General features: G+C 43.4%; 16 protein-coding genes. 9 read left to right on the top strand and 7 right to left on the bottom strand.

What is annotated here, in order from left to right; all coding sequences use genetic code 11:
* Window positions 1-5 precede the first annotated feature (5 nt).
* The 3 genes from OGH69_RS14545 to OGH69_RS14535 form a co-directional block, all read right to left on the bottom strand.
* A complete protein-coding gene (locus OGH69_RS14545; protein WP_265175215.1) occupies window positions 6-986 on the bottom strand; it encodes a hypothetical protein in 981 nt (326 codons plus the stop codon).
* Window positions 987-1,014: 28 nt separating this feature from the next.
* Window positions 1,015-1,977 carry a HEPN domain-containing protein gene (locus tag OGH69_RS14540; protein WP_265175214.1) on the bottom strand — a complete coding sequence of 321 codons (963 nt, stop codon included), beginning with the start codon at window positions 1,975-1,977 and terminating at the stop codon, window positions 1,015-1,017.
* Between the two features lie 142 nt (window positions 1,978-2,119).
* Entirely contained in the window at window positions 2,120-2,416 is a 297-nt protein-coding gene (locus OGH69_RS14535; RefSeq protein WP_265175213.1) for a hypothetical protein, read from the bottom strand.
* A 574-nt stretch (window positions 2,417-2,990) separates the two neighbouring features.
* Between OGH69_RS14535 and OGH69_RS14530 the strand changes: the two genes are divergently transcribed.
* The 3 genes from OGH69_RS14530 to OGH69_RS14520 are packed head-to-tail and all read left to right on the top strand — an operon-like array spanning window position 2,991 to window position 9,858.
* Complete coding sequence (locus tag OGH69_RS14530; protein WP_265175212.1) at window positions 2,991-6,011, top strand: SusC/RagA family TonB-linked outer membrane protein; 3,021 nt, start codon at window positions 2,991-2,993, stop codon at window positions 6,009-6,011.
* A 12-nt stretch (window positions 6,012-6,023) separates the two neighbouring features.
* The gene (locus tag OGH69_RS14525) at window positions 6,024-7,391 is read left to right on the top strand and encodes a RagB/SusD family nutrient uptake outer membrane protein (RefSeq protein WP_265175211.1); all 1,368 of its coding nucleotides are present in this window, start codon (window positions 6,024-6,026) and stop codon (window positions 7,389-7,391) included.
* Window positions 7,378-9,858 carry an alpha/beta hydrolase family protein gene (locus OGH69_RS14520; protein WP_265175210.1) on the top strand — a complete coding sequence of 827 codons (2,481 nt, stop codon included), beginning with the start codon at window positions 7,378-7,380 and terminating at the stop codon, window positions 9,856-9,858. Before OGH69_RS14525 ends, OGH69_RS14520 begins: the two co-directional genes overlap by 14 nt.
* A gap of 18 nt (window positions 9,859-9,876) precedes the next feature.
* Here the strand turns inward: OGH69_RS14520 and OGH69_RS14515 are convergent, their stop codons facing one another.
* The 4 genes from OGH69_RS14515 to OGH69_RS14500 all read right to left on the bottom strand — a co-directional run bounded on the left by OGH69_RS14515 (window position 9,877) and on the right by OGH69_RS14500 (window position 12,835).
* Window positions 9,877-10,155 carry a DUF6520 family protein gene (locus OGH69_RS14515; protein WP_265175209.1) on the bottom strand — a complete coding sequence of 93 codons (279 nt, stop codon included), beginning with the start codon at window positions 10,153-10,155 and terminating at the stop codon, window positions 9,877-9,879.
* Between the two features lie 29 nt (window positions 10,156-10,184).
* The gene (locus OGH69_RS14510; RefSeq protein WP_265175208.1) at window positions 10,185-11,687 is read right to left on the bottom strand and encodes a MauE/DoxX family redox-associated membrane protein; all 1,503 of its coding nucleotides are present in this window, start codon (window positions 11,685-11,687) and stop codon (window positions 10,185-10,187) included.
* A 129-nt stretch (window positions 11,688-11,816) separates the two neighbouring features.
* On the bottom strand, window positions 11,817-12,062 hold the full coding sequence (locus OGH69_RS14505; protein WP_265175207.1) for a hypothetical protein: 246 nt from the start codon (window positions 12,060-12,062) through the stop codon (window positions 11,817-11,819).
* An 8-nt stretch (window positions 12,063-12,070) separates the two neighbouring features.
* Window positions 12,071-12,835, bottom strand: coding sequence for an XRE family transcriptional regulator (locus OGH69_RS14500; RefSeq protein ID WP_265175206.1), 765 nt, complete (start codon window positions 12,833-12,835; stop codon window positions 12,071-12,073).
* An 87-nt stretch (window positions 12,836-12,922) separates the two neighbouring features.
* On the opposite strand from OGH69_RS14500, the gene dinB reads away from it, so the two are divergent.
* The 6 genes from dinB to OGH69_RS14470 all read left to right on the top strand — a co-directional run bounded on the left by dinB (window position 12,923) and on the right by OGH69_RS14470 (window position 21,021).
* Entirely contained in the window at window positions 12,923-14,077 is a 1,155-nt protein-coding gene (gene dinB / locus OGH69_RS14495; RefSeq protein WP_265175205.1) for a DNA polymerase IV, read from the top strand.
* A gap of 2 nt (window positions 14,078-14,079) precedes the next feature.
* On the top strand, window positions 14,080-17,157 hold the full coding sequence (locus OGH69_RS14490; protein ID WP_265175204.1) for a DNA polymerase III subunit alpha: 3,078 nt from the start codon (window positions 14,080-14,082) through the stop codon (window positions 17,155-17,157).
* The gene (locus OGH69_RS14485; protein WP_306354396.1) at window positions 17,154-17,840 is read left to right on the top strand and encodes an alpha-ketoglutarate-dependent dioxygenase AlkB family protein; all 687 of its coding nucleotides are present in this window, start codon (window positions 17,154-17,156) and stop codon (window positions 17,838-17,840) included. The genes OGH69_RS14490 and OGH69_RS14485 overlap by 4 nt, the downstream gene beginning before the upstream one ends.
* Before the next feature lie 120 nt (window positions 17,841-17,960).
* On the top strand, window positions 17,961-19,541 hold the full coding sequence (locus tag OGH69_RS14480) for a hypothetical protein (protein ID WP_265175203.1): 1,581 nt from the start codon (window positions 17,961-17,963) through the stop codon (window positions 19,539-19,541).
* Between the two features lie 200 nt (window positions 19,542-19,741).
* Window positions 19,742-20,344 (top strand): DUF2262 domain-containing protein, encoded by a 603-nt coding sequence (locus OGH69_RS14475; RefSeq protein ID WP_265175202.1) that lies wholly within the window; start codon window positions 19,742-19,744, stop codon window positions 20,342-20,344.
* Window positions 20,345-20,769: 425 nt separating this feature from the next.
* Window positions 20,770-21,021 (top strand): GIY-YIG nuclease family protein, encoded by a 252-nt coding sequence (locus OGH69_RS14470; protein ID WP_265175201.1) that lies wholly within the window; start codon window positions 20,770-20,772, stop codon window positions 21,019-21,021.
* Window positions 21,022-21,201 lie beyond the last annotated feature (180 nt).

Here is a 21,201-nt window from a genome sequence, read left to right as displayed (position 1 = left end):
TTTAATTATAGTATGGATTTAAGGTTTGGGAAAACAACTTTTTTATTTTCCCATTTGTAATATAGTATATTAATGCCTGATTCATTAAATCGAAGTTCTACATCTTCACTCAGTTTATTAGGTAAAACAGCAAATAATTTTAATCTATTTTTTATAGGTAAACTATAGATTAGCAATTGTCCTAATGCTGAGTAAAGGCATTGAGTAGAAATTGTCGTTTTTATTTCAAATAGATGCGTAATCTTATTTTTAGAATGAATGAAAAGATCTCGATTTCGATCTTTTCCAATAGAATATTTTAGCTTAACTAATTCTGCAGCTAATGCATTTACAACTATACCGTGAATTCTATTAATTATTTTTGGCTCATTGCTCTCGGTAATTGAAACTCCATACTTTTCATCTGAATATTTAAAATTTTTCAATTCAGAAAAAGTGTTACTGTACTCTATGGGAGTGCCTTTTTTTATCCTGTTTATAGAGTGAATAAAATCTGCAATTTGCTCGATGAAGAACTCGGACTCCAATTCTCCAACAAGAGCGAATTCTGTTTTCCGACCACCGTCCCAAGCGGTGATAAACTCACCATTATGTTTTCTAAAAAAAAGTTTTTTTCCAACTCCTTTAGTACCACCTCCAATTTTACCTCGATGGAGAATTAAAATTTCTCCATTTTCATCTTCAGCAAACACACCTGCAATTCTTCTATTAATTCCTTTAAAGGGAAAATTAATCTCGCCCACAAGGGAGATTCCCTTTTCTGATACAGGCTTTCCAACTCCGAAACCATTCCAAAATCTATTGTCTTCTTCGTGAAAGGAAGTCCAAATTTGTAAATCTGAAGAATAGTGTATGTTATCTCTGAAACTGCCAGCAGGGAACCCAACAAAAGCATATTCTGTTTCAGGAAGTAATTCAAATAGCCTTTGATGAAATCTATTTTGAAGGATTTTGATAGTCTTTTGATCGTCAATTATTTTAATCATTAGTTACAGACTTCTTAGGGAAGAGTAATTATTTAAAAATAAGCTCTGTGAAATAGTTGTTGATTGTTTCATTATTATTTTCAAAGTATATTTTTTTTAATTCTCCGTCATTAATAATCTTGGATAGGCAGTCACGAACGATATTATCACAATTCATACCTATCCTATTTAGGCTTTCCTCATTATTTTTGAATAATTTTTTATTAATTCCAGATCCATGAGTAACTGAAGATCTAAGATCATATATTTCTTTAATTTGTTCATATAAGTTCCTTTTTTCTTCATACTCTTCGCCTAAAAAATTTGCTATAGTTTCTGATAAACGATGTCTAAGCTCAGTCGTAGCTACAGAGAAAAGGCATTCAAGTGCAGAACAATGTAATGATACTTTAGTACCTATATCATACGTTTTTCTTGCTAAATCAATAAAATAATATGCTCGATTTATCCGATTTGCTTCAGCCCCTGTGTGGTCGAGAGAGCCACCTATTTTATTAAGGGTAATATTAAATAAAAAATCGAAATATTTTAACGCTTTTATTATTTCGTTTTGTGAATAATTTGTATCACTCTTGTTACCCAAACAATTTGAATAGTGGGAACTAACAGTGTTTGATTTTACTGTAATTTGACTATCATCACCATAGGATAAATGTCCAGTATTAAATCGAATCGCATTATCCTTAACAAGCCAAAATGCATTACTTGCTATAGTTGAGGCTTTAAGGAACCATGCATGTGTTCTATCATAATTTTCCGTTTTGGGAAAAACAAATTCTGACCAAACAAATTTCTTTGACGAAATTGCCAAATCATATTGGGCTGTACCAGTAATAGTTCTGACGATTTCATTAAAAAATCTATGAATTTTATTTTCGTCAAAACTTATATAGAGATTGTGAAGCTCCGATAATTGAATTTCAATATTATCGCAAATAAGTCCATGAATATTATAAAAAAATAGACATGAATAATTTTCATCTTTTTTCATATTGATTGATAAGTCATAATAATAAAGTGAAAGTTAAATATTTGATTATATAAAATACCTCTTTTAAAGAATTGTTTAAATACCCATTAATAGGTATTTACGCTAAACAAAAAAAGATGCTCTCGCACCTTTGATATAACAACTACTTCTTTCGTCTAATTTTTTTGAATTCTCTTATTTCAGCTTCTGTCATTGATTCGTAGATTTTTGCAAAATCTGAAAGTGAGTAACCCATTGCATTAATAATCATTAATAGAGTGGAGGAACTAGGTTTTGAGTTTGCATTAAATGTATCAGATACTGTTCCTTTACGCATGTCAATAGCTAAAGCAATTTTATTATAACTATCAGAAAGAAGTTCAATGTCTTCACAATTGATAAGCTTACGTAAACTTGCAGCAATTCTAAATTTAATATTTTCTTCTAACTCTTTTTTCACAAATGCAATTAACAATAAGTAGAAAAAATAATCGGTACGGTTTGGCGTACCGATTATTTTTTAATATATTTGATTTGGGAACAGTATTCCTTTTATTAAATTTGCGAAACTTCTATAATTATAAGAAGCATTCGCTTTGAATCCCGCCATTGAAAACTGGTAATTTTTGCAACGGGAAGATAAGTGCAAATGCTCACGCCATACGGCGTGGGCTCACTTATTGTTGCACGGTATACCAGTACCTCAATGGCAATAAGCTGAGTTTAAACCCACGCCTCCTTTTTAGGGGTTTCTTCTATACCCTCAGCTTGTATTCTTAGCGCACTTCTTATTTTTTTATTGGGTTTCGCAAAAGTTGTAGTTTAACTTTTAAATCGTTTTACGTATGGTTTAGTTTTTCATAGTTAAGTAGGCCCGGCCAGTACTGGTATTCCCATTTTCGAGTTGGTTAGGGAAAGGCCGGGTATCTTTTTCCTTTACCGGTATACATAAAAATAACCCTCAGACGTCGGCAAACTAACCTGAGGGCTATAGATCAATAAAACCCAATGTCTCATTAATCTTAACCAATGTTATGAAATTTATTTCAGCAAACAAAGGGCTAAGGGTGCTTTTCTATTCTCTTGTTTTAGCTACCCTGCCAATCAGTGCCTTAGCCCGGGCACATGCTTCACCAATTTCCGGAGCCTATTTTCAGCAAACCATTTCAGGTACCGTCTCCGATGGCTCAGGTCCCTTGCCGGGTGCGATAATTGTCGTCAAAGGGACAACACGCTCGGTAGCCACTGATCCTGACGGTAACTATTACATTGCCGCGAGTGCCGGTGATGTATTGGTATTTTCGTTCACGGGCTTTAAAACTGTTGAGGTAATTGTCGGCTCGCAGAGTACTGTAAACATTACCCTTGAGGAAGATGCTTTACAGCTTGAGGAGGTAACCATCAATGCCGGTTACTATAATGTAACCAAAAAAGAAAGCACGGGCAGTATTGCAAGAGTAACAGCCAGGGAAATACAAAACCAGCCTGTGACCAACGTGCTTGCCGCGGTGCAGGGCCGCATGGCAGGTGTCAACATTACCCAGAATTCGGGAACCCCCGGCGGTGGCTATACCATAAGGATAAGGGGAACAAACAGCCTGCGGACAGATGGCAACGCGCCGCTCTATATTATTGACGGGGTGCCTATTGCAGAACAAAATGCCTCAACACTGGCAGGAGCCGTCCTGCCGGGAGGAGCCGTCAATCCCCTGAATGCCATCAACCCCAATGATATTGAAAGCATCGAGGTACTCAAAGATGCCGATGCTACGGCCATTTACGGGTCACGTGGCGGTAACGGCGTGGTGCTCATCACCACAAAAAGAGGGAAAGCAGGCAAAACCTCCTTTAGCGTGAATTCAAGCTACGGCATAAGCAGCGTGGCCTCGCATATGGACATGATGGATACTCGGCAGTACCTCGAAATGCGGCGTAGTGCCTTTGCCAATGATAATATCACCGAAATTCCGGATTATGCCTACGATGTAAATGGCACATGGAGCCAGGAGCGTAATACCGACTGGCAAAAGGAACTCATTGGAAGGACCGCCAGTACTTCGTCATTGCAGCTCTCCATAAATGGGGGCAGCGAGAATACCGGGTTTATAGTAAGTGGCAGCCACAATGAGCAAACCACTGTCTTTTCAGATGATTTCAAGTACAGGACCAGTAACCTTTCCACCAACATACGGCATCACTCGACAGACAACAAATTCCGCATGAACCTCTCCGGGTTATTTGCCGCGCAGAGCAACAATGTGGTCAATGATGACTTTACCCGTCAGGCATTATACCTTAGCCCCAATGCGCCCCAGCTGTACAGTCAGGATGGGTCGCTCAACTGGGAGGACAATACGTTTACCAATCCTGTCGCTGCTTTTGAGAGCAAGTATTCCTATGAAAGTAAAGGTTTCAATACAAACCTTAACCTGTCCTATAAACTGCTGCCTGCACTACAGCTTAAATTAAACGGGGGCATAAACTACTTGGCTTTTTCTGAAAAGTCCCTCAGGCCGCATACGATGTACAACCCCGCATATGGCTTGACATCTGCCAACTCGATGGCTTTTAAAGGCACCCAAAACAGGTTTTCCTACTTGCTGGAACCGCAATTGCAGTACGATTTGGGTATTGGGGATCATGCTATTGAATTCCTTATCGGAAGTACATTCCAGCAAACCACGAGCGATGTGTTGAATGCAGAAGGGTACGGCTTTCAGAGTAATGCCCTGCTTAGCAACCTTTCTGCCGCAACCACGCAGGTCGTATCACAGGACAGCCGTACCGAGTATAAATATGCCGCGGTGTTTGGAAGGGTCAATTACAAGTTCAGGCAAAAATACATCCTGAACATTACCGGAAGGCGGGACGGTTCGAGCCGCTTTGGCCCTGACAACCGTTTTGCAAATTTCGGTGCGGTTGGCGCCGCATGGCTTTTCTCAAGGGAAGGCTTCTTTGAAGGTTCTTCCTGGCTGAGCCATGGTAAGATTAGGGGCAGCTACGGCACTACAGGTTCTGACCAGATCGGGGACTATCAATACCTGGACACCTATCAGGTTTCCCCAAACCTCTACGGGAATTATACAGGGCTTTTGCCCTCGCGGCTATACAACCCTAATTTCAGTTGGGAAAAGACAACCAAGCTGGAGGCTGCGCTGGAACTTGGCCTTTGGGAGGACCGCCTGAATGTATCGCTGGCATGGTACCGCAACCGCTCCGGAAACCAGCTGGTCGGGATCCCGCTGCCGGGTACAACAGGCTTTGCAACAATACTGGCGAACCTGCCGGCAACAGTGGAAAATACAGGTTGGGAAATTGAGGCTTCCTTTGACGCACTCCGCTCGGCTGCGTTCAGGTGGCAGACTTCGGTCAACCTAAGTATTCCCCGGAATAAACTAATAGCCTTCCCCGGGCTGGAAGGATCGACCTATGCCAACCGCTATGTGATCGGGCAGCCGGTCTCCATTGTGAAGCTATACAATTTTGAAGGCATTGACCCGCAGACAGGCCTCTACCGGTTTACCGACCAGAATGGAGATGGGACAATTACCGCTCCCGATGACAACACAGTTACCGAAAATGTTGGTGTCCGGTACTTTGGCGGCTTCTCCAATAACCTGTCTTATAAGAACTGGAACCTTGCTTTCCTTTTTCAGTTCGTAAAACAAAGACAGTGGAATTATAACAGTATGATGCCCACTCCGGGTAGTATGAACAACCAGCCAGTCGAAGTGGGTAATGTCTGGTCACCCGAAAACCCTTCGGGTATCTACATGCCTTATACCTCGGGCGCAGATCCTGTAAAGAACCAGCTGCACGGCTATTTCATGGAAAGTACAGCGGCAGTGAGTGATGCTTCGTTTATCCGCCTTAAGAACATACAGCTGAGTTACAGGCTGCCGGTGAACGGTTTTGTCAGTGATGCTGTACTGTACCTTCAGGGGCAGAACCTGCTGACTTTTACAAAATACTTCGGGCTGGATCCTGAGTTTACGCAACTCGGTTTTGTCCCCCCGCTCAAGACCGTTTCTTTCGGTGTACAATTAAATTTTTAAACAATGATACAGATGAAGACTACTATAAAACTATTACTAACCTGCCTGCTGCTTGGCACGGCATCATGTGAGGAAATGGTTGAGGTGGATATGTCAAACAACCAATTGGGGACGCAGCAGGTCTTCGCAGATGCCCAAACGGCCTATGCCGCCCTGTCCGGCCTGTACAGCGACCTGCGCACGCAGTCTCTGCTCTCCGGCAACAATTTTGGCACGGGTGCCTTACTGGGTTCTTATGCAGATGAACTGGATTGTTACTTCAACGACCTTAACGGCTATGAAGCCATTGCATCAAATACACAGTTGCCTACTAACAGTGTAATACAAACGGTGTGGAACAACACGTACCGCCAGATATACGCTGCCAATGCGATTATTGCCGGTGCTGAAAACGCTGTAGGGCTATCCCAGGCGGACCGGGATCAGGTGATCGGGGAAGCACTGACCGTACGTTCGATGCTGTATTTTAATTTACAGCAGCTCTTCGGCGCCGTTCCCTACACGAGGTCAACGGACTATGAACTTAACCGCTCACTGACTAAAACCGCCTCGGCAGCGGTATTGTCAAACCTCGAAGCGGACCTAAGCCATGCGATAGGGTTATTAACCGATGCTTATCGTGACGCGTCACGGATTTACCCGAACCGTAAAGTAGCAGAGGTGGTACTGCTCAAAGTATATATGTCGCAACAGCGCTATAGTGAAGCCGAGCAAGTTGCACTTCAGATACTGCAATCCCCCGACTATCAATTCCAACCGGACATCAACCAGGTATTCAACTATACCGGCAGCCATATCCTGTGGCAGATAAAGCCGCAATACACCGGCGACTCCACTCAGGAGGCATCCTTCTACTATTTCGATAACGCGCCGCCATCGGCCTATGCTTTATCGGAAAACCTTATTGCTGCCTTTGAGCCGGGTGACCTCAGGCGGAGCCTTTGGGTGGCAGATGTTACCGTTGGCGGGCAGCAGTATTACCGCCCTTTCAAATACAAGAACCTCTCCGGCAGCAACACGACCGAATACTCCGTTGTCTTCAGGCTGGAAGAAGTGTACCTGTTATTGGCGGAAGCCCTGGCAATGCAAAACCGGGTCAGTGATGCGCTACCCTACCTGAACGCCACAAGGCTCCGTGCAGGGCTTACGGCGCTGGAGCCAGCAAATCCCACAGCATTGCTCGATGCCATACTACAGGAGAAAAGGTGTGAATTCTTTACCGAACAGGGCATCCGTTTCACCGATCTCAAAAGGAACGGCAGGCTTGGACAGCTTAGTATGGTAAAGCCTAACTGGGAGCCCCATAAAAGCGTATGGCCGTACCCTCAGAATGAATTGCTTCTTAACCCAAACCTTGCACCACAAAATGAAAACTATTGATAGGATAAAGTTAGTATTGGCAGCTGCCCTTGTCCTTTTCGGCATACAGGGCATGGTGGCTCAAGGGCGTTATCAGGATGCGATAGCGCTTTCGGAAAAGTTCAACTGGTTTGATTCCCCTCAATTGAGCCCTGATGGGGAGCATTGCGCCGCGCGGATCGCTTACGAACAAAACCAGGACACGCTGGTAGTATTTGGTACCGGCAGTAGTAAAGCCCTTGGGAAAAAGGCGGTCCTGGGACAATACTTTTTTTTGGGATCAGGCCTGATGCTGCTGCCACCAACAGATGGTAAGGCAGAACTGTGGGATATGAAGAGGCACCGCAGCCTTTTTTTTGACAATGCCATGGAAGTAAAAGCGGTAGGGAAAGACGGAATTTTCGTTATCCGGTACGGCAAGGAAAAGCAGGATAGGCTGGAACTATATGACCGTAACGGGAAGGCGTTGGGATCTATCGATCATGTGATACAATACGATTTGTTGTCCGAAGGCAGGGTTGTAGTGGTTGGTAAAGCGGAAGGTGATACAGTATCAAATATATTCCTACTGGACCGCAAGGGGGCTGTTCCGGTGCATGCGACAACAAAAAGTATACAGTATGTAGTACCGGGATATCAGGATTCGGAACTCTTGGTTTTTGAGCGGACAGTTGGGGGACAACCTTTTTTGTATTGCCTTTCAGAAGGTAAGCAATATGTACTCAGCGATATTATACCGGTAGCTTTCGATGCCGCTTATGTTCAAAAGACAGCTTCTGAAGGCACTTATTTCCTCAAGTTATGGTCAAAGGAGGAAAAAGCGGAGGAGGTTGTCGATATCTGGTACACCAATGACCGGGACCTTGAAAATAAATACGAACATCGCGGCAAAGAGCGCTATTACCTTTGGGAACCCCAAAAAAAGGCAATCAGAGAATTGGCAAGCGATAAGGAATATACGGTATTGAATACCGGAAGCACTGAAAACATACTTGCTTATAACCGCTTCCTGCTTAATAAGTATATTGCCAATGCGCCCGATATCGAACTTAATGTCTGTCAAACCGATACATGCAGGCCTGTTGATATTTTTTCTCCGGAGATTTATGTGTCAGGTAAGGGAAACTATGTTTTGGCGCCTAAGGACGGGCAATGGACACTTTATGATTTGGCAGCTGGCAAACAAACAATTTTTGGAAATCAGTCCCTAAAGGTGCCTTTCTTTACAGAAGATGAAACTACCATCTACTTTGGAGGCGATGGCGGTCTGTGGTCGTACCAGATTCAAAAATCAGTGCTTTCGAAGCTGATTACCAAGGAAGGGCTGACGGTATCGATTGTAAATGGAGAAAACACCTGGCTCACCAATTACAATTTTTACCAGAATACGGTAGGCACGCAAAGCGGGCTGCTCTTAAAACTAACTGAAGACAGGGCTAGAGTTACCTCCTATGCTAAATACCATAACGGTAAATTGAAGGTTCTGGTAGCACCGACCGAAAACCTGATCACCAATATAAAGTTTGATACGCAGCTCAACAATATCGCCTACCTTGAACAAAATTTTAACCTCCCGCCAAGGCTGGTGTATAAAAGGGAAAACAAATCCCAAAGGGTGTACTGTAATGACTGGCGCGATGTTGGTGCTGGCCGCTTACAACGGGAAATTGTTCAGTATCCCGACAGTAAAGGAAACATGATAGAAGGCACATTATTTTATCCCGCAGGGTATGACCCGGACCAAAGCTATCCGATGGTCGTATATATCTATCAGTTAGAGGGATACCGTAAGCACACCTACCTGTTACTGTCCTTTAGCGATTCCGAAGGGTTTAACACGCGTGCACTCATCGAAAACGGGTACTTTGTTTTCTTTCCTGATATTACCGCGGGAGATGACGGGGCGGGTTTTGGGGCGCTACAGTGTGTTAACAATGCGTTGGATGCGCTCGGATCTGTTTCAGCAATAAACAGGCAAAAGATTGGCCTGATAGGGCATTCCTTCGGTGGTTATGAGGCCAACTTTATTGCCACCCAATCCAAACGTTTTTCGGCCTATGTTTCCGGATGCGGCAATATCGATATTATACATAACTACCATAGCTTTAACATCAACTTTGTACGGCCATCCTATTGGCGCTATGAAACCCATCAGTTTTATATGAATGGTGCTTTCACTGAAAACAAGGAAATATACTACAAAAATAATCCCCTGTATGAGGTGGATAAAATAACAACGCCCATACTGCTGTGGACGGGGCTTGAGGATGAGAATGTAAAGTGGGAAGAAACCCGCACCTTCTACAATGCCTTGCGCAGGAACGGCAAAAAAGCTATTGCGCTTTTTTATCCTGGGGAGGGCCATGCGCTGGTAAACCCGCAGGCAAGTAAGGATTTATCGGTCCGCATTATGGATTGGTTTGACTACCACCTGAAAGGAAAGCAGGATATTGAGTGGATCAAAAAAGAAATGGAAAAGGGAGCATAACTCCCTTTTCTTTTTTTGTTAAATCTTGTATAGCGGTAAGCCGCAGGTTGCATCATTCACCTTTTTCCGAAGGTTGTGGTTCACATTGTTGGCATCCCTCCAGGTGCAGAGTGTACTCCCGGCAGGTTCACACTGTACTGAAGTACTGATACATTTGACCATCGGGGCAGTATTATCAAAATAATAGCCTGTTTCCGGTACTGCTGCTGTATTAGCAGGTTTACTTGTGGCGAAGGCCGCGCCCACGCCTGCTGTAATGATTACAGCCGGTAAAAGAAATCCTCTTAGCGTTTTCATGATCGTAAAATTTAATTATTCTGCCTACTCTATTGGTTTTTCGGCTTCCCCCTCTGAAATACCCCAATATCGTTGCGCAACCGGTAACGAAGTATTTCATTGCCGGACAAGGCGTAAAAATACCTATCCGTCAAAAGCATCTGGGCCATTTTATTTTTACCGCGGTCATTTATAAAAAAACTACCCAAATAGCGTTGTTCATCAGTGGCATACATATCCACTATTGAGGCGTTCTCCCATATTTCACGCGATTCATACCTCCCAATAAGGTTGGACTGAATCAGTAAAACCTGGTTGTAAGCGGTCATGTTCTTATTTACCTGTAAGGGCGGCGCTTCCATCTTATAGGTGCCGTCAGGCAGCTGCCTTACCTTTACCTGTGCCCGGGAGACAGTATCAATGGTATTAAGTCTGCGTATAAGCTTCAGGCTCCGGTCCATAACCAGGAATTCATTCCGGTAGAAGTAACCGTAAATCAGTTCATCCCTGCTGCTGTCGCGTAACAACAGACCATCGGTGTCGAAAATCCCGTGAGCCTGTTTCTCCAAAAGGTCGTAATGAAGTGAAACATCAGGCACCTCTTTTAAAGCTACCGTCCCCAGTATATTGGTTTTTTCACGGTTGCTGAGTGTCTTAAATGCGAAGTAATTGGGCGTAATTATTTCCAGTTGGCTAAAGTAAGTATCCATAGCCGTCTTTTTTGCTTCCATAGTATCCAACAGGCCTTTAAAGACTACGGGTAGGCTTCCGTCATACACAAAGAAGTACGGATATTCCACTTTTATTTTTGCGGAACGGAAAGGTTGCCGGGATACATCAAGCTTAATAGTCCTGCTATGTGTCCGGGTAAAGGAACTGTCAATGATGGTAAGGATGTTAGGCGCCGTATAATTACCAAGGTATATCTTCCCCTCATGGCTTCCCGCAAAATAGTAAGAGTTAAATTTAAGGTCATAAATTTTATCCTCCAGCACCGGGTGCTGTAAAAACCGGCGGGTAAAATTATTTTCTCGTTTTATGATATGTTCTGAAGAAAGAAACAGTACAACTACTAAGCAGGTACCGGTAAGTACACTAAGTAATGGGAACAGTATGGTCCTCCACGATTGCTTATGGCCGGGCGTCGGGCTTAGTAGCAGAGCAGCCAGCGCCAACACTACAAACACGATGTTGAATATAAAATGTTCGGTCCATCCCATTTTCTCCAGTATCCCTCCGCAGGAGCAAGGAATAAAGTCGCTATAATTCAGTATAAGGTAAATGTAAATGGTGAATGCGCTCATCAACCCCAGCGCCAGGTAAAGCCCAATTTTTCTCAACGCAGGTTTCCAAAGTAGAAAAACAATACCGTACTCAACCAGTATAACAGCTGGTGCGACAATACCGGCATAGGCACTTAATAAAGGGGATTGGGCAATCTGAACCTGAAAGTTGCTGAAGTCCAGTAATTTTGAAGTGGCTGCATAAATGAAGAGCAGTGTATAGAGCAGGCAAACAGCTATTATAATATTTTGTTTAAGCGAAGCTTTCATCTTCCCGGCATATTTTTATTATATGCAAGGTAAGTGCTACGAGCGTGAAATTACTGCGCCAAAACAAGCCAAAATCACTCATAAACAGTCATTTAAAAAGTAATACTGCTTATGCCATCATAGTAAGATTTACAGGATCGTCGCAACGTCAGTAAGTGCTTCCTCGATTAGAAATGAAGAGATAAAAGTAATGACATCATTCTTTTTTATGGAAGGCGTGGTAAAATAATGGATATAAAAATCTTCCCCATCATCATCAAAATGGATGATATCGGTGAAAGACTGTGCAATGAGGCTTCCCTTAAGCTTGCGTATTTTTCGTTCGGTAGCGGTATCAATATCCTTTGGTATCCTTAAGCGTATAGTTGTAGTCATCAATCTGATTATTGTAAATGCTTCAAAGCTTTTATCTCATTACGGAGGCTGTTAAACATATCGCGGATGCTTTGCGGCTCCAGGCTGTCCGGCTCAAATTCATTGGTCGCGATGCTGCAGGCATATTCCCATATTTCCAATACATCGGAAGCCCTGACCGAATACGGCTCGTAGAAGGAATTGTCGGAGCTCAGTACCAGGCTGTTCTTGCCGTTCTTATTCAGGCGTTTGTATACAATGCCCTCGTTTTTAGTTAAAAGGATGTAGGTCCTGCCATCGCGTACTTCCCCAAGGCTTTCCACATACTTTCCGATAATGAAGGAGCCATCCCTGTGGGGCGGCATGGAGTCCCCGGACACGGGAAAAGCCCTGAACTTTCCGTTTTTAAGGAAAGGCAATGATATTTGCTGCAACCCTTCGATGAATTCGGGGTCACTATACCCATTCAGGTAGCCCGCCTTAGCTTTCTGGGGTATGATCTCTATCGTATTTTCCCCGCCCGCGTCTATGGTAATAGGTAACAATATGCGGTTGTCCTCAAGTTTCAGCAGCCCATCCATATCGATCTTGCGCAGGTCGACATTCAGCAGCAGGTCGATGCTCACATGGTAAAATTTGGAGATGCGTTTCAGTATATCATAGGGGGCTTCAGAAGTCCCGGACTCATACTTTACATAACGTGCACGCGCGATTAGCAGCGCTGAGGCAAGCTTTTCCTGGGAAATGTTCTTTTGGATCCTCAGGAACCTGATGTTGTCGGAAAATAAAGACATACGCGAATTGTTGCTATTTGGAACAGCAAATATATATTATTTTGTTCTAATCTGGTCTAATTTTGTTCGGTACTAAATGCTATGATTATGGAACGCTCGGTGGTACACATGGACCTTGATACGTTTTTTGTTTCCTGTGTAAGGCTGCAAAACAGTGCCTTAGAAGGTATTCCCCTGATTGTCGGCGGTGGTGACCGCGGCGTGGTGGCTTCCTGTTCTTATGAAGCAAGGAAGTTTGGCGTGCATTCCGCAATGCCAATTAAATTGGCCCTCAGGCTGTGCCCTGAGGCGAAAGTCGTAAAGGGTGATATGGAATTGTTTTCCCGCTATTCCAATACCGTTTCACAAATTATAGAGCAGCGGGCACCGGTCATGGAAAAAGCCTCCATCGATGAATTTTACCTCGACATCACCGGCATGGATAAGTTTCACGGTTCGTATAAATGGACGAATGAACTTTCCGCTACCGTCACCCGTGAAACCGGCCTGCCGATCAGCTTTGCGCTTTCGGTAAATAAAACGGTATCCAAAATCGCGACCGGGGAAGGGAAACCCAAAGGCAACCTGGAAATACCGCAGCCCATGGTACAGCAGTTTTTAAATCCCTTATCGATCCGTAAAATACCGATGGTAGGTGATGCTACTTTCAAGTTGCTGTCCCGTATCGCTATCCGCAACATACAGACTCTTGCCGAAATGCCCGTAAATGTGCTGCAGGAGATGATCGGCAAGAACGGTATTGAATTGTGGAAGAAAGCAAACGGTATCGACAATACCCCGGTGGAGCCGTATCGGGAACGTAAATCTTTATCGACCGAAGATACCTTCCACCAGGACACTACAGACATGGTATTCCTGCGGTCCGTGCTCTGCACCATGGTGGAAAAATTAGCCTACCAGCTCCGCAGCGAGGGCTGGCTTACCTCAAACGTGACCGTAAAGATCCGGTATTCCAATTTCGATACTGAGACAAGGCAGGTCACCTTAGCCTATACCTCGTCCGACCATACGCTCACTAAAGCCGTACTCGAAGCCTTCGGGAAACTTTACCAGCGCCGTATGAGCCTGCGCCTGGTAGGGGTCCGCTTCAGCAAACTGGTGCGGGGTTCCTATCAGATCAACCTGTTTGAGGACACACAGGAAATGATGTCTTTGTATCAGGCGATGGACAAAATAAAAAACCGTTTTGGTACTAATGCGGTAATGCGCGGCAGTGGTATCTTTCAATCAAAAGTGCTATAAGTATGTACCTTAACTGCCATTCTTTTCACAGCCTGCGTTATGGTACCATCCCGGTCAGCGAGCTGGTAGCCCAGGGAAAAAGCCTTGGTGTTACAGCTATGGCACTCACGGACATCAACACGGTGACCGGCATTTATGAGTTTTATAAAGCCTGTAAGGAGGAGGATATAAAGCCCCTGGTCGGTATGGAATTCCGGGAGGGGCACAAACTGCTTTATATCGCACTTGCAAAGAGCCGTCCCGGGATTGGGGAGGTCAACCGCTATCGCACCAAATACAACCTGGAAGGTTTGCCCATGCCTTCCATCGCACCCGGTTTAAAAGAGGTAGTTGTTATTTATCCTGTTGAGAATGTACCGGATACCCTGAGGGAGTATGAATTTATAGGTATCCGACCTGAAAACCTCTCGCTCCTGATCCGCCCCGAATGGAAAAGCAGGCTTTCTAAAATGGTGGTGCTGCAGCCGGTAACTTTTCGCAGCAAGACCGAGTATAACCTGCACCGGATATTGCGGGCTATTGACCTCAACACGCTGGGAAGCAAACTAACCCCTTCTGACTATTGCGGTGCGGATGAGCAGATGGCGCCCCCGGAAGAGATCATGGTACGTTACAGCCAATACCCGCAGATCATAGAAAATACGTTTGCCCTTATCAACAACTGCCATTTTGAGTACCAATTCGGCGTGCCCAGGAATAAAAAACACTACACAGCCAACCGTGACACCGACCTCGAATTATTGACCAGCTTGGCATATCAGGGACTGGCAAGACGTTATGGCACCGATAATGTTGCGGCGCGGGAACGGGTAGAAAAGGAACTCGCGGTGATTCACCAGTTGGAATTCAGCGGTTATTTCCTGATTACTTGGGACATTATCCGTTACAGCAATTCGATGGGATTCCTGCATATCGGGCGTGGCAGCGGAGCCAATAGTATTATAGCGTACTGCTTGGGTATTACCGATATTTGCCCCTTGGAACTGGACCTGTATTTTGAGCGCTTTTTGAACCTGAACCGCAAAAGCCCGCCGGATTTTGATATTGACTGGTCCTGGAAGGAGCGCGATGTGATACTGGACTATATCTTCAGGCGCTATGGTGCCGACCATGTGGCCTTTTGCGGCACGAATGTCGAGTTCAAGTACAAATCCATTTTTCGGGAAGTGGGTAAAGTCTTCGGCCTCCCGAAAGAGGAACTGGATGCCTTATCGGGTACCGCCATGGACCAACATGATAAGAATGAAGTGGTCCGGCTGGTGCACCGGTACGGGATGATGATGGAGAAATACCCCAACCAGCGCTCGATGCACTCCTGCGGTATTCTTATTTCTGAAGACCCGATAACGGATTTCACCGCGTTGGAAATGCCGCCCAAGGGTTTTCCAATCGTACAGTTTGATATGCATGTAGCAGAAGAGATCGGCTTTGATAAGTTCGACATCCTCTCCCAAAGGGGGATTGGGCATATTGATGATACGGTCAGGCTCATCAAAAAAAACCGCGGCATTACCGTGGATATCCGCGATACGTCCCTTTCAAAAGACGAAGCTGCGTGTAATGAGTACCTGGGCAGGGGAAAAACGATTGGATGCTTTTATATTGAAAGCCCTGCCATGCGAGGGCTGCTCAGGAGGCTGAAATGCAACAATTACAAAGTACTGGTAGCCGCTTCGTCGATCATACGCCCCGGCGTGGCCCAAAGCGGGATGATGAAGGAGTACATCTTCCGCCACAACTATCCCGATAAGTTTGAATACTTCCATCCGGTTTTCGAGGAGCAACTTGGTGAAACCTATGGCATTATGGTATACCAGGAAGATGTGATCAAGATCGCCCTGCATTACGGCGGGTTGGCAGCAGCCGACGGGGATATCCTGCGCAGGGCCATGAGCGGTAAGGGACGTTCTAAAGCGGCATTGCAGCGGGTTAAGGACAACTTTTTCGCTTCCTGCGCAGCCAAGGGACATCCCGAGCAGTTAAGTGCGGAGATCTACAGGCAGATAGAGTCCTTCGCGGGATACTCATTCTGCAAGGCACACTCGGCATCCTATGCCGTAGAAAGCTACCAGAGCCTGTACCTAAAAGTACATTATCCTGTTGAGTTCATGGTCGCGGTTATTAACAACCAGGGCGGCTTTTACCGTACCGAAGTGTATGTCCATGAGGCGCGGATGTCAGGTGCTGCTATCCATAATCCCTGTGTAAACAAGAGCGAGGTGGAGACTACGTTGTATGGCAAAGATATTTATTTGGGCTTCATGCACCTTCAGGGGTTGCAGGGGGAGGTTACAAAATGTATTGTGGAGGAACGCCTGGCTAACGGAAAATACAATTCGTTGGAAGACTTCATCAAGCGTGTCCCTATCGGGATTGAGGGGATACAGCTTTTAATTTATATCGGGGCCTTCCGTTCAACTGGTAAAAATAAAAATGAGCTTTTGGTCACAGCCCGCCGTATCATGATGAACTTTAAGCCTGAGCACCGCCAGCCGCAGCTGCTGCCGGAACCCGTTCGCGAATACAAGCTTCCGGAACTGAAACGCTCCCCCTTTGAAGATGCTTTTGATGAGATTGAACTTTTAGGCTTTCCGGTATCGGTAACGCCCTTTAATCTTTTGAAAACCAGTTACCGTGGTGATGTTCTGGCATGTGATTTGGTGCATCACCATAAGAAGCAGGTAAAGATGCTGGCGTACCTGGTGTCACGCAAGCATGTACCTACCAAAATGGGCGCCATGTATTTCGGCACATGGATCGATGCTAACGGGGAGTTTTTCGATACAGCCCATTTTACAGGTAGCCTGAAAGAATATCCTTTTAAAGGTGGTGGCTGCTATTTATTATTGGGTACGGTAGAAGTGGATTATCATTTTCCTACGATTACTATCTCCAAAATGGAGAAAATGCCATTTATTGCCGACCCGCGTTACAGGGAATCTGATGCCGAAAGCATGCGCACGCAGGAAAGGCTTCGTGAAGATGTTTCCATGACACACCGTGAGCCATATCCACAGGAGCAGGAGATTAACCTGCCAAGGCATAAAATGAATACGACTAATCAGAAAAAAGCAGGATGAAAAGACAACAGGCTATAGGAAATATTGACTTCAAGCCTGAAGCGACCTCAACCACTGAAAATACAACTATGACACTCTTTAACGATACCGATCTTTTTATAGTGGGCACCAGCCCCAAGAAATACTTTGACCTGCCGGACTTAGAACTAATGCAGTATGATGGTTTCATTCCAAAAGAAGACGCTGATAATTACTACACCAAGTTACTTCGCAACACACCATGGCACGGTTACCAAATGCCCATGTACGATAAGGTGGTGACGGCACCGCGAATGATTGCTTGGTATGGCGAGCAGGAAGAAGCCGGGGAAAATGCATTGCCTTGGACACCTGAACTTTTAGAGCTTCGGCAAAAAGTGGAACAGGAAACCGGACTTAAATTTAACGCAGTACTTTTAAATTTATATCGTGATGGAAATGACAGTGTGGCATGGCATTCGGATAAAGAACATAAGATCGGTAGCAATCCCAATATAGCGTCCTTGACCTTTGGGCAGACCCGTCCATTCCGCTTTCGGCATAAGACTAACAAGGAAATTGGTCAGGTTGAAATACCGCTGCATCATGGGACATTGCTTTTAATGTCTGGTACTACCAATACCTTTTGGGAGCATCATATACCTAAATCATCGAAAGAGATGTTGCCAAGGATTAATTTGACCTTCAGGCTAGTTAAAAATTAATCTGCAGCGTCTACACAATAAAGTATATTATACCGACTACAATATTATAAAGTTGATTATATACATTTGTACTTTACTAAAACAATGAAAATCAATATTGCTTATAGCAGTTTTTAGAAAATGAAGAAATGGTATTTCCTGTTCAGCGCTGCGGGCATAACTTTACTGCTTTGGTATGTGGCCAATACTAAGAAAAGAAAGAAAAATAAAAGTATGTATATCCCTCCTTACAAGACGCTTGCTCCCTCTATAACTAAAATTAATGCCCTTATAACATCACAGGACTATAAGTTTTCGCTCAGCAACCATCGTTTCGACGGGCAAACCGTTGCACTATCCAAAGGAGATGGCGAGTTCCTGTACTCGGTTTCTTACCCTATAGTCCCTGGGGTTCAGCGACATGAAGAATTCCGATTCCCTGAAGATGCTTTCATTTCACTTAGTGCAGCAAATAATATCCTTTTTATCACTGGCCAGGATATCCTTGTATCAGGCTTTAAGTACGATGATGAAAATATGCTAAAACATGCAACAGGAAAAATCACTTCTCTTGCAACGGTAAAGGGTTTATCACATTTTGATAACAACTATCTTCGTTGCATTGTGCCATTGCGTGAAGGGGATAATTTCAGCTTAAATGATTTCGCGCATAAATGGTACAATCATCCTCATGGTAAAAGCGCTGATTTCCTGACTGTCAACGTAGAGGACAACAAAATTGATTTTTTCAGATATACAACTGTCGAGGGAAATTTTATCTGCTTCGATTGTCATGAACCTGCTTTATTTAAAGATTTCCAGAAACAGTGTTTCAGTATCCTCCTTGCCTATGGATTCTTAAAAGGTAGGCTCATACATGATGAAGCTTTTTTTATGGTTTATAAAGACATCGATATGGTTGAGCCTCTACAGGTGGCTTATATTTCAATGCGAGGGAGTATAATTACGCAACAACCTGTCTTTACAACGAATGCGTACGGCATCCATAGCGATATCGAACAGGATAGTAGTAACGCTACGGGGCTTGGCGAACAGGAATGGATCAGGGAATTAAGCAACAAGCTATTATATTTTCCTGCTGATAAATTTTCTAATTTGGTAACCTTGTTATACAAAAACGAAAAGTTGCAGCGCTCAGCACTGATTTACCTTCAAAGTCACATCGCGGCATTGGAAGTACGCCTTCCCAATTATTATGTCGCTTTAGAAGCTATTACCGGTCATATTGCTGAAAACGCCACTGCTTCAAAAAACCAGTTCAACCCCATAAGCGATAAGAAGGTGGCCCGAAAATTTATTGATGAAGTCCTTCAGCTTGCGAAGAAGACGAAATCCGATTATAGGATGACTGACGATGAATTTAATCTGAATATAATCGCAAAAAATATTGAGCGTCTTAATGCACCACCAAATGCTGATAAGCTTGGCGATTCTTTTACAAAATTGGGATATATGCTCTCTAAAGAGGAAAAAAACCTTTTAAAAGACCGGAACCGATACCTTCATGGAAGTTTTCTCAAAACTGTAGGTCATCAAGAGGAATTTCGTGAAGCATTACATGTTGCCTTGAGATTACATTTTATGATAGCAGTATTGCTTTTAAAGCTGGCAGGTTTCTCAGGTTACATTATCAATTATGCTGAGGCATGGTCGTATATGACCGGTCGCCAAATTGGCGAGGATCGTCTGCGGTACATATGATACTTAATGATTATAAATGGTGTTACAATTTTAATGTCAGTATCAAATTCATAAACAATACTCAGCACAAAATAGCGAAATTGGGCTGAATTGGAAAAGGTTTATCAGGGTGGAGAAATCCTCTCATCTATAAGCTCTATACTTTAAAAACTGAAAAATAAAGTATTGCCATTAACTAACACACAACGTTTATAAATAATATGGGATTCTTCGACTTCTTAAAAAAGAAAAAAAATCTAGCCAATTCAATTGTAACGAAACCAATAGTTACACCCAATCCACAAGGCCAATTTGTTTTACAAATAAATGATTTTAGCGAGAAAATGCATCAATCAGAAGTACTAGGTGTAAACTTAAGTCCTGATTTTGAAAAGGAATTCGGTCATTTGGTAACTGGTAAACCTCGTAAACAGGGTGATATCATTGAGCTGATAAACTATGTTGCTAGAATTCAGCTCTGGGGCAAAGAAGTCGAACTCTGGTTTGACGCAGAAGGTATTGATGTCAACACATTTTTGAAAAAGGTAAATGTATCTTTGTCTTGGCTAGAACAGCAACAAGAACCTGTATGCAAAATGATTATCAATGATTTATTACTTCTAAAAAATGGAAGTTGGCTAGACCACAATGAACCCGCTTATACAGAAAAGACATTTTTGCAACGCATCACCCCGACCTCAATTGATTTCAGCAAAAATGGTAGTTTTAAGGTATCATTTGATGATGGCAATTTGTTTTCGGGTCATGAGATTGTCATTACCATTAGCTCAAAAAATAAACTTCTAAAAGCTTCAGTTAACTGATAATATCCGGACCAAACTATTTACAATTTAAAAGTCATTTATCTATAAGCAAAATCTACAAATTAGACAAAATCGCATCATTCCAATTAAACAATGAACTCTTTGTTGCCACCAACCTTTCTCAAAAGATCCTTTAGGAGTTTAAACGTTCCAGCGGAGAAGATATCTTGTCAAGGTTTGTATTTACACCATTTGTTAAGATTAATCAAAAAAAAATTATTTTTTAATCACAAATAAATCATCTAAATTTGTTAATATATACCGTATTAAATCGGCATGTGAGTAAAACGGTGAATGTTTTTTAAGAAGCGTACATAATTTATTGATATAAAAGTATTTGTGGTGTTTTGGAGTCGTCCTGCCACCCCGACAAAATCCTTTCTGTTTGCAGAAGGGATTTTTTGTTTATACTTAATGCCCTGCCTATGTACACAGTTTATATCTTACACAGCAAGTCAAAGTCCAAATTTTATGCAGGACAGACAAACGATATAGAAGATAGATTACACAGGCACAATTCAGGACAAAACAAATCAACAAAATACGGCACTCCATGGGTTTTAATTCACACCATTGAATTTGGGTCACGCCCGGAAGCAGTAGTACTCGAAACAAAAATTAAGAAAAGAGGCATCAGGAGATACCTGGAAGATATAAATTTCAACTTTGAGGTGTAGCGTAGTCCGGTCATCGCGTCCCGCAGCGGCGGGAAGGTCGCAGGTTGTTACCCCGACAAAAAGGGGCTGTCTCAAAAGTGAGGCAGCTCTAATTTTTTAAACAAATAAGGGAGCCCGAGGGCTCCCTATATTCTGCAAGTTTGTTAACTTGCGGTGTGTATAATAAATCAAAAGTAGTCT

The organism is Flavobacterium sp. MFBS3-15 (assembly GCF_026107645.2).
In the GTDB taxonomy this organism is placed as follows: Bacteria; Bacteroidota; Bacteroidia; order Flavobacteriales; family Flavobacteriaceae; genus Flavobacterium.
Note: the sequence above shows the minus strand (reverse complement) of the source record. Positions and strands in the feature narration are given on the sequence as shown.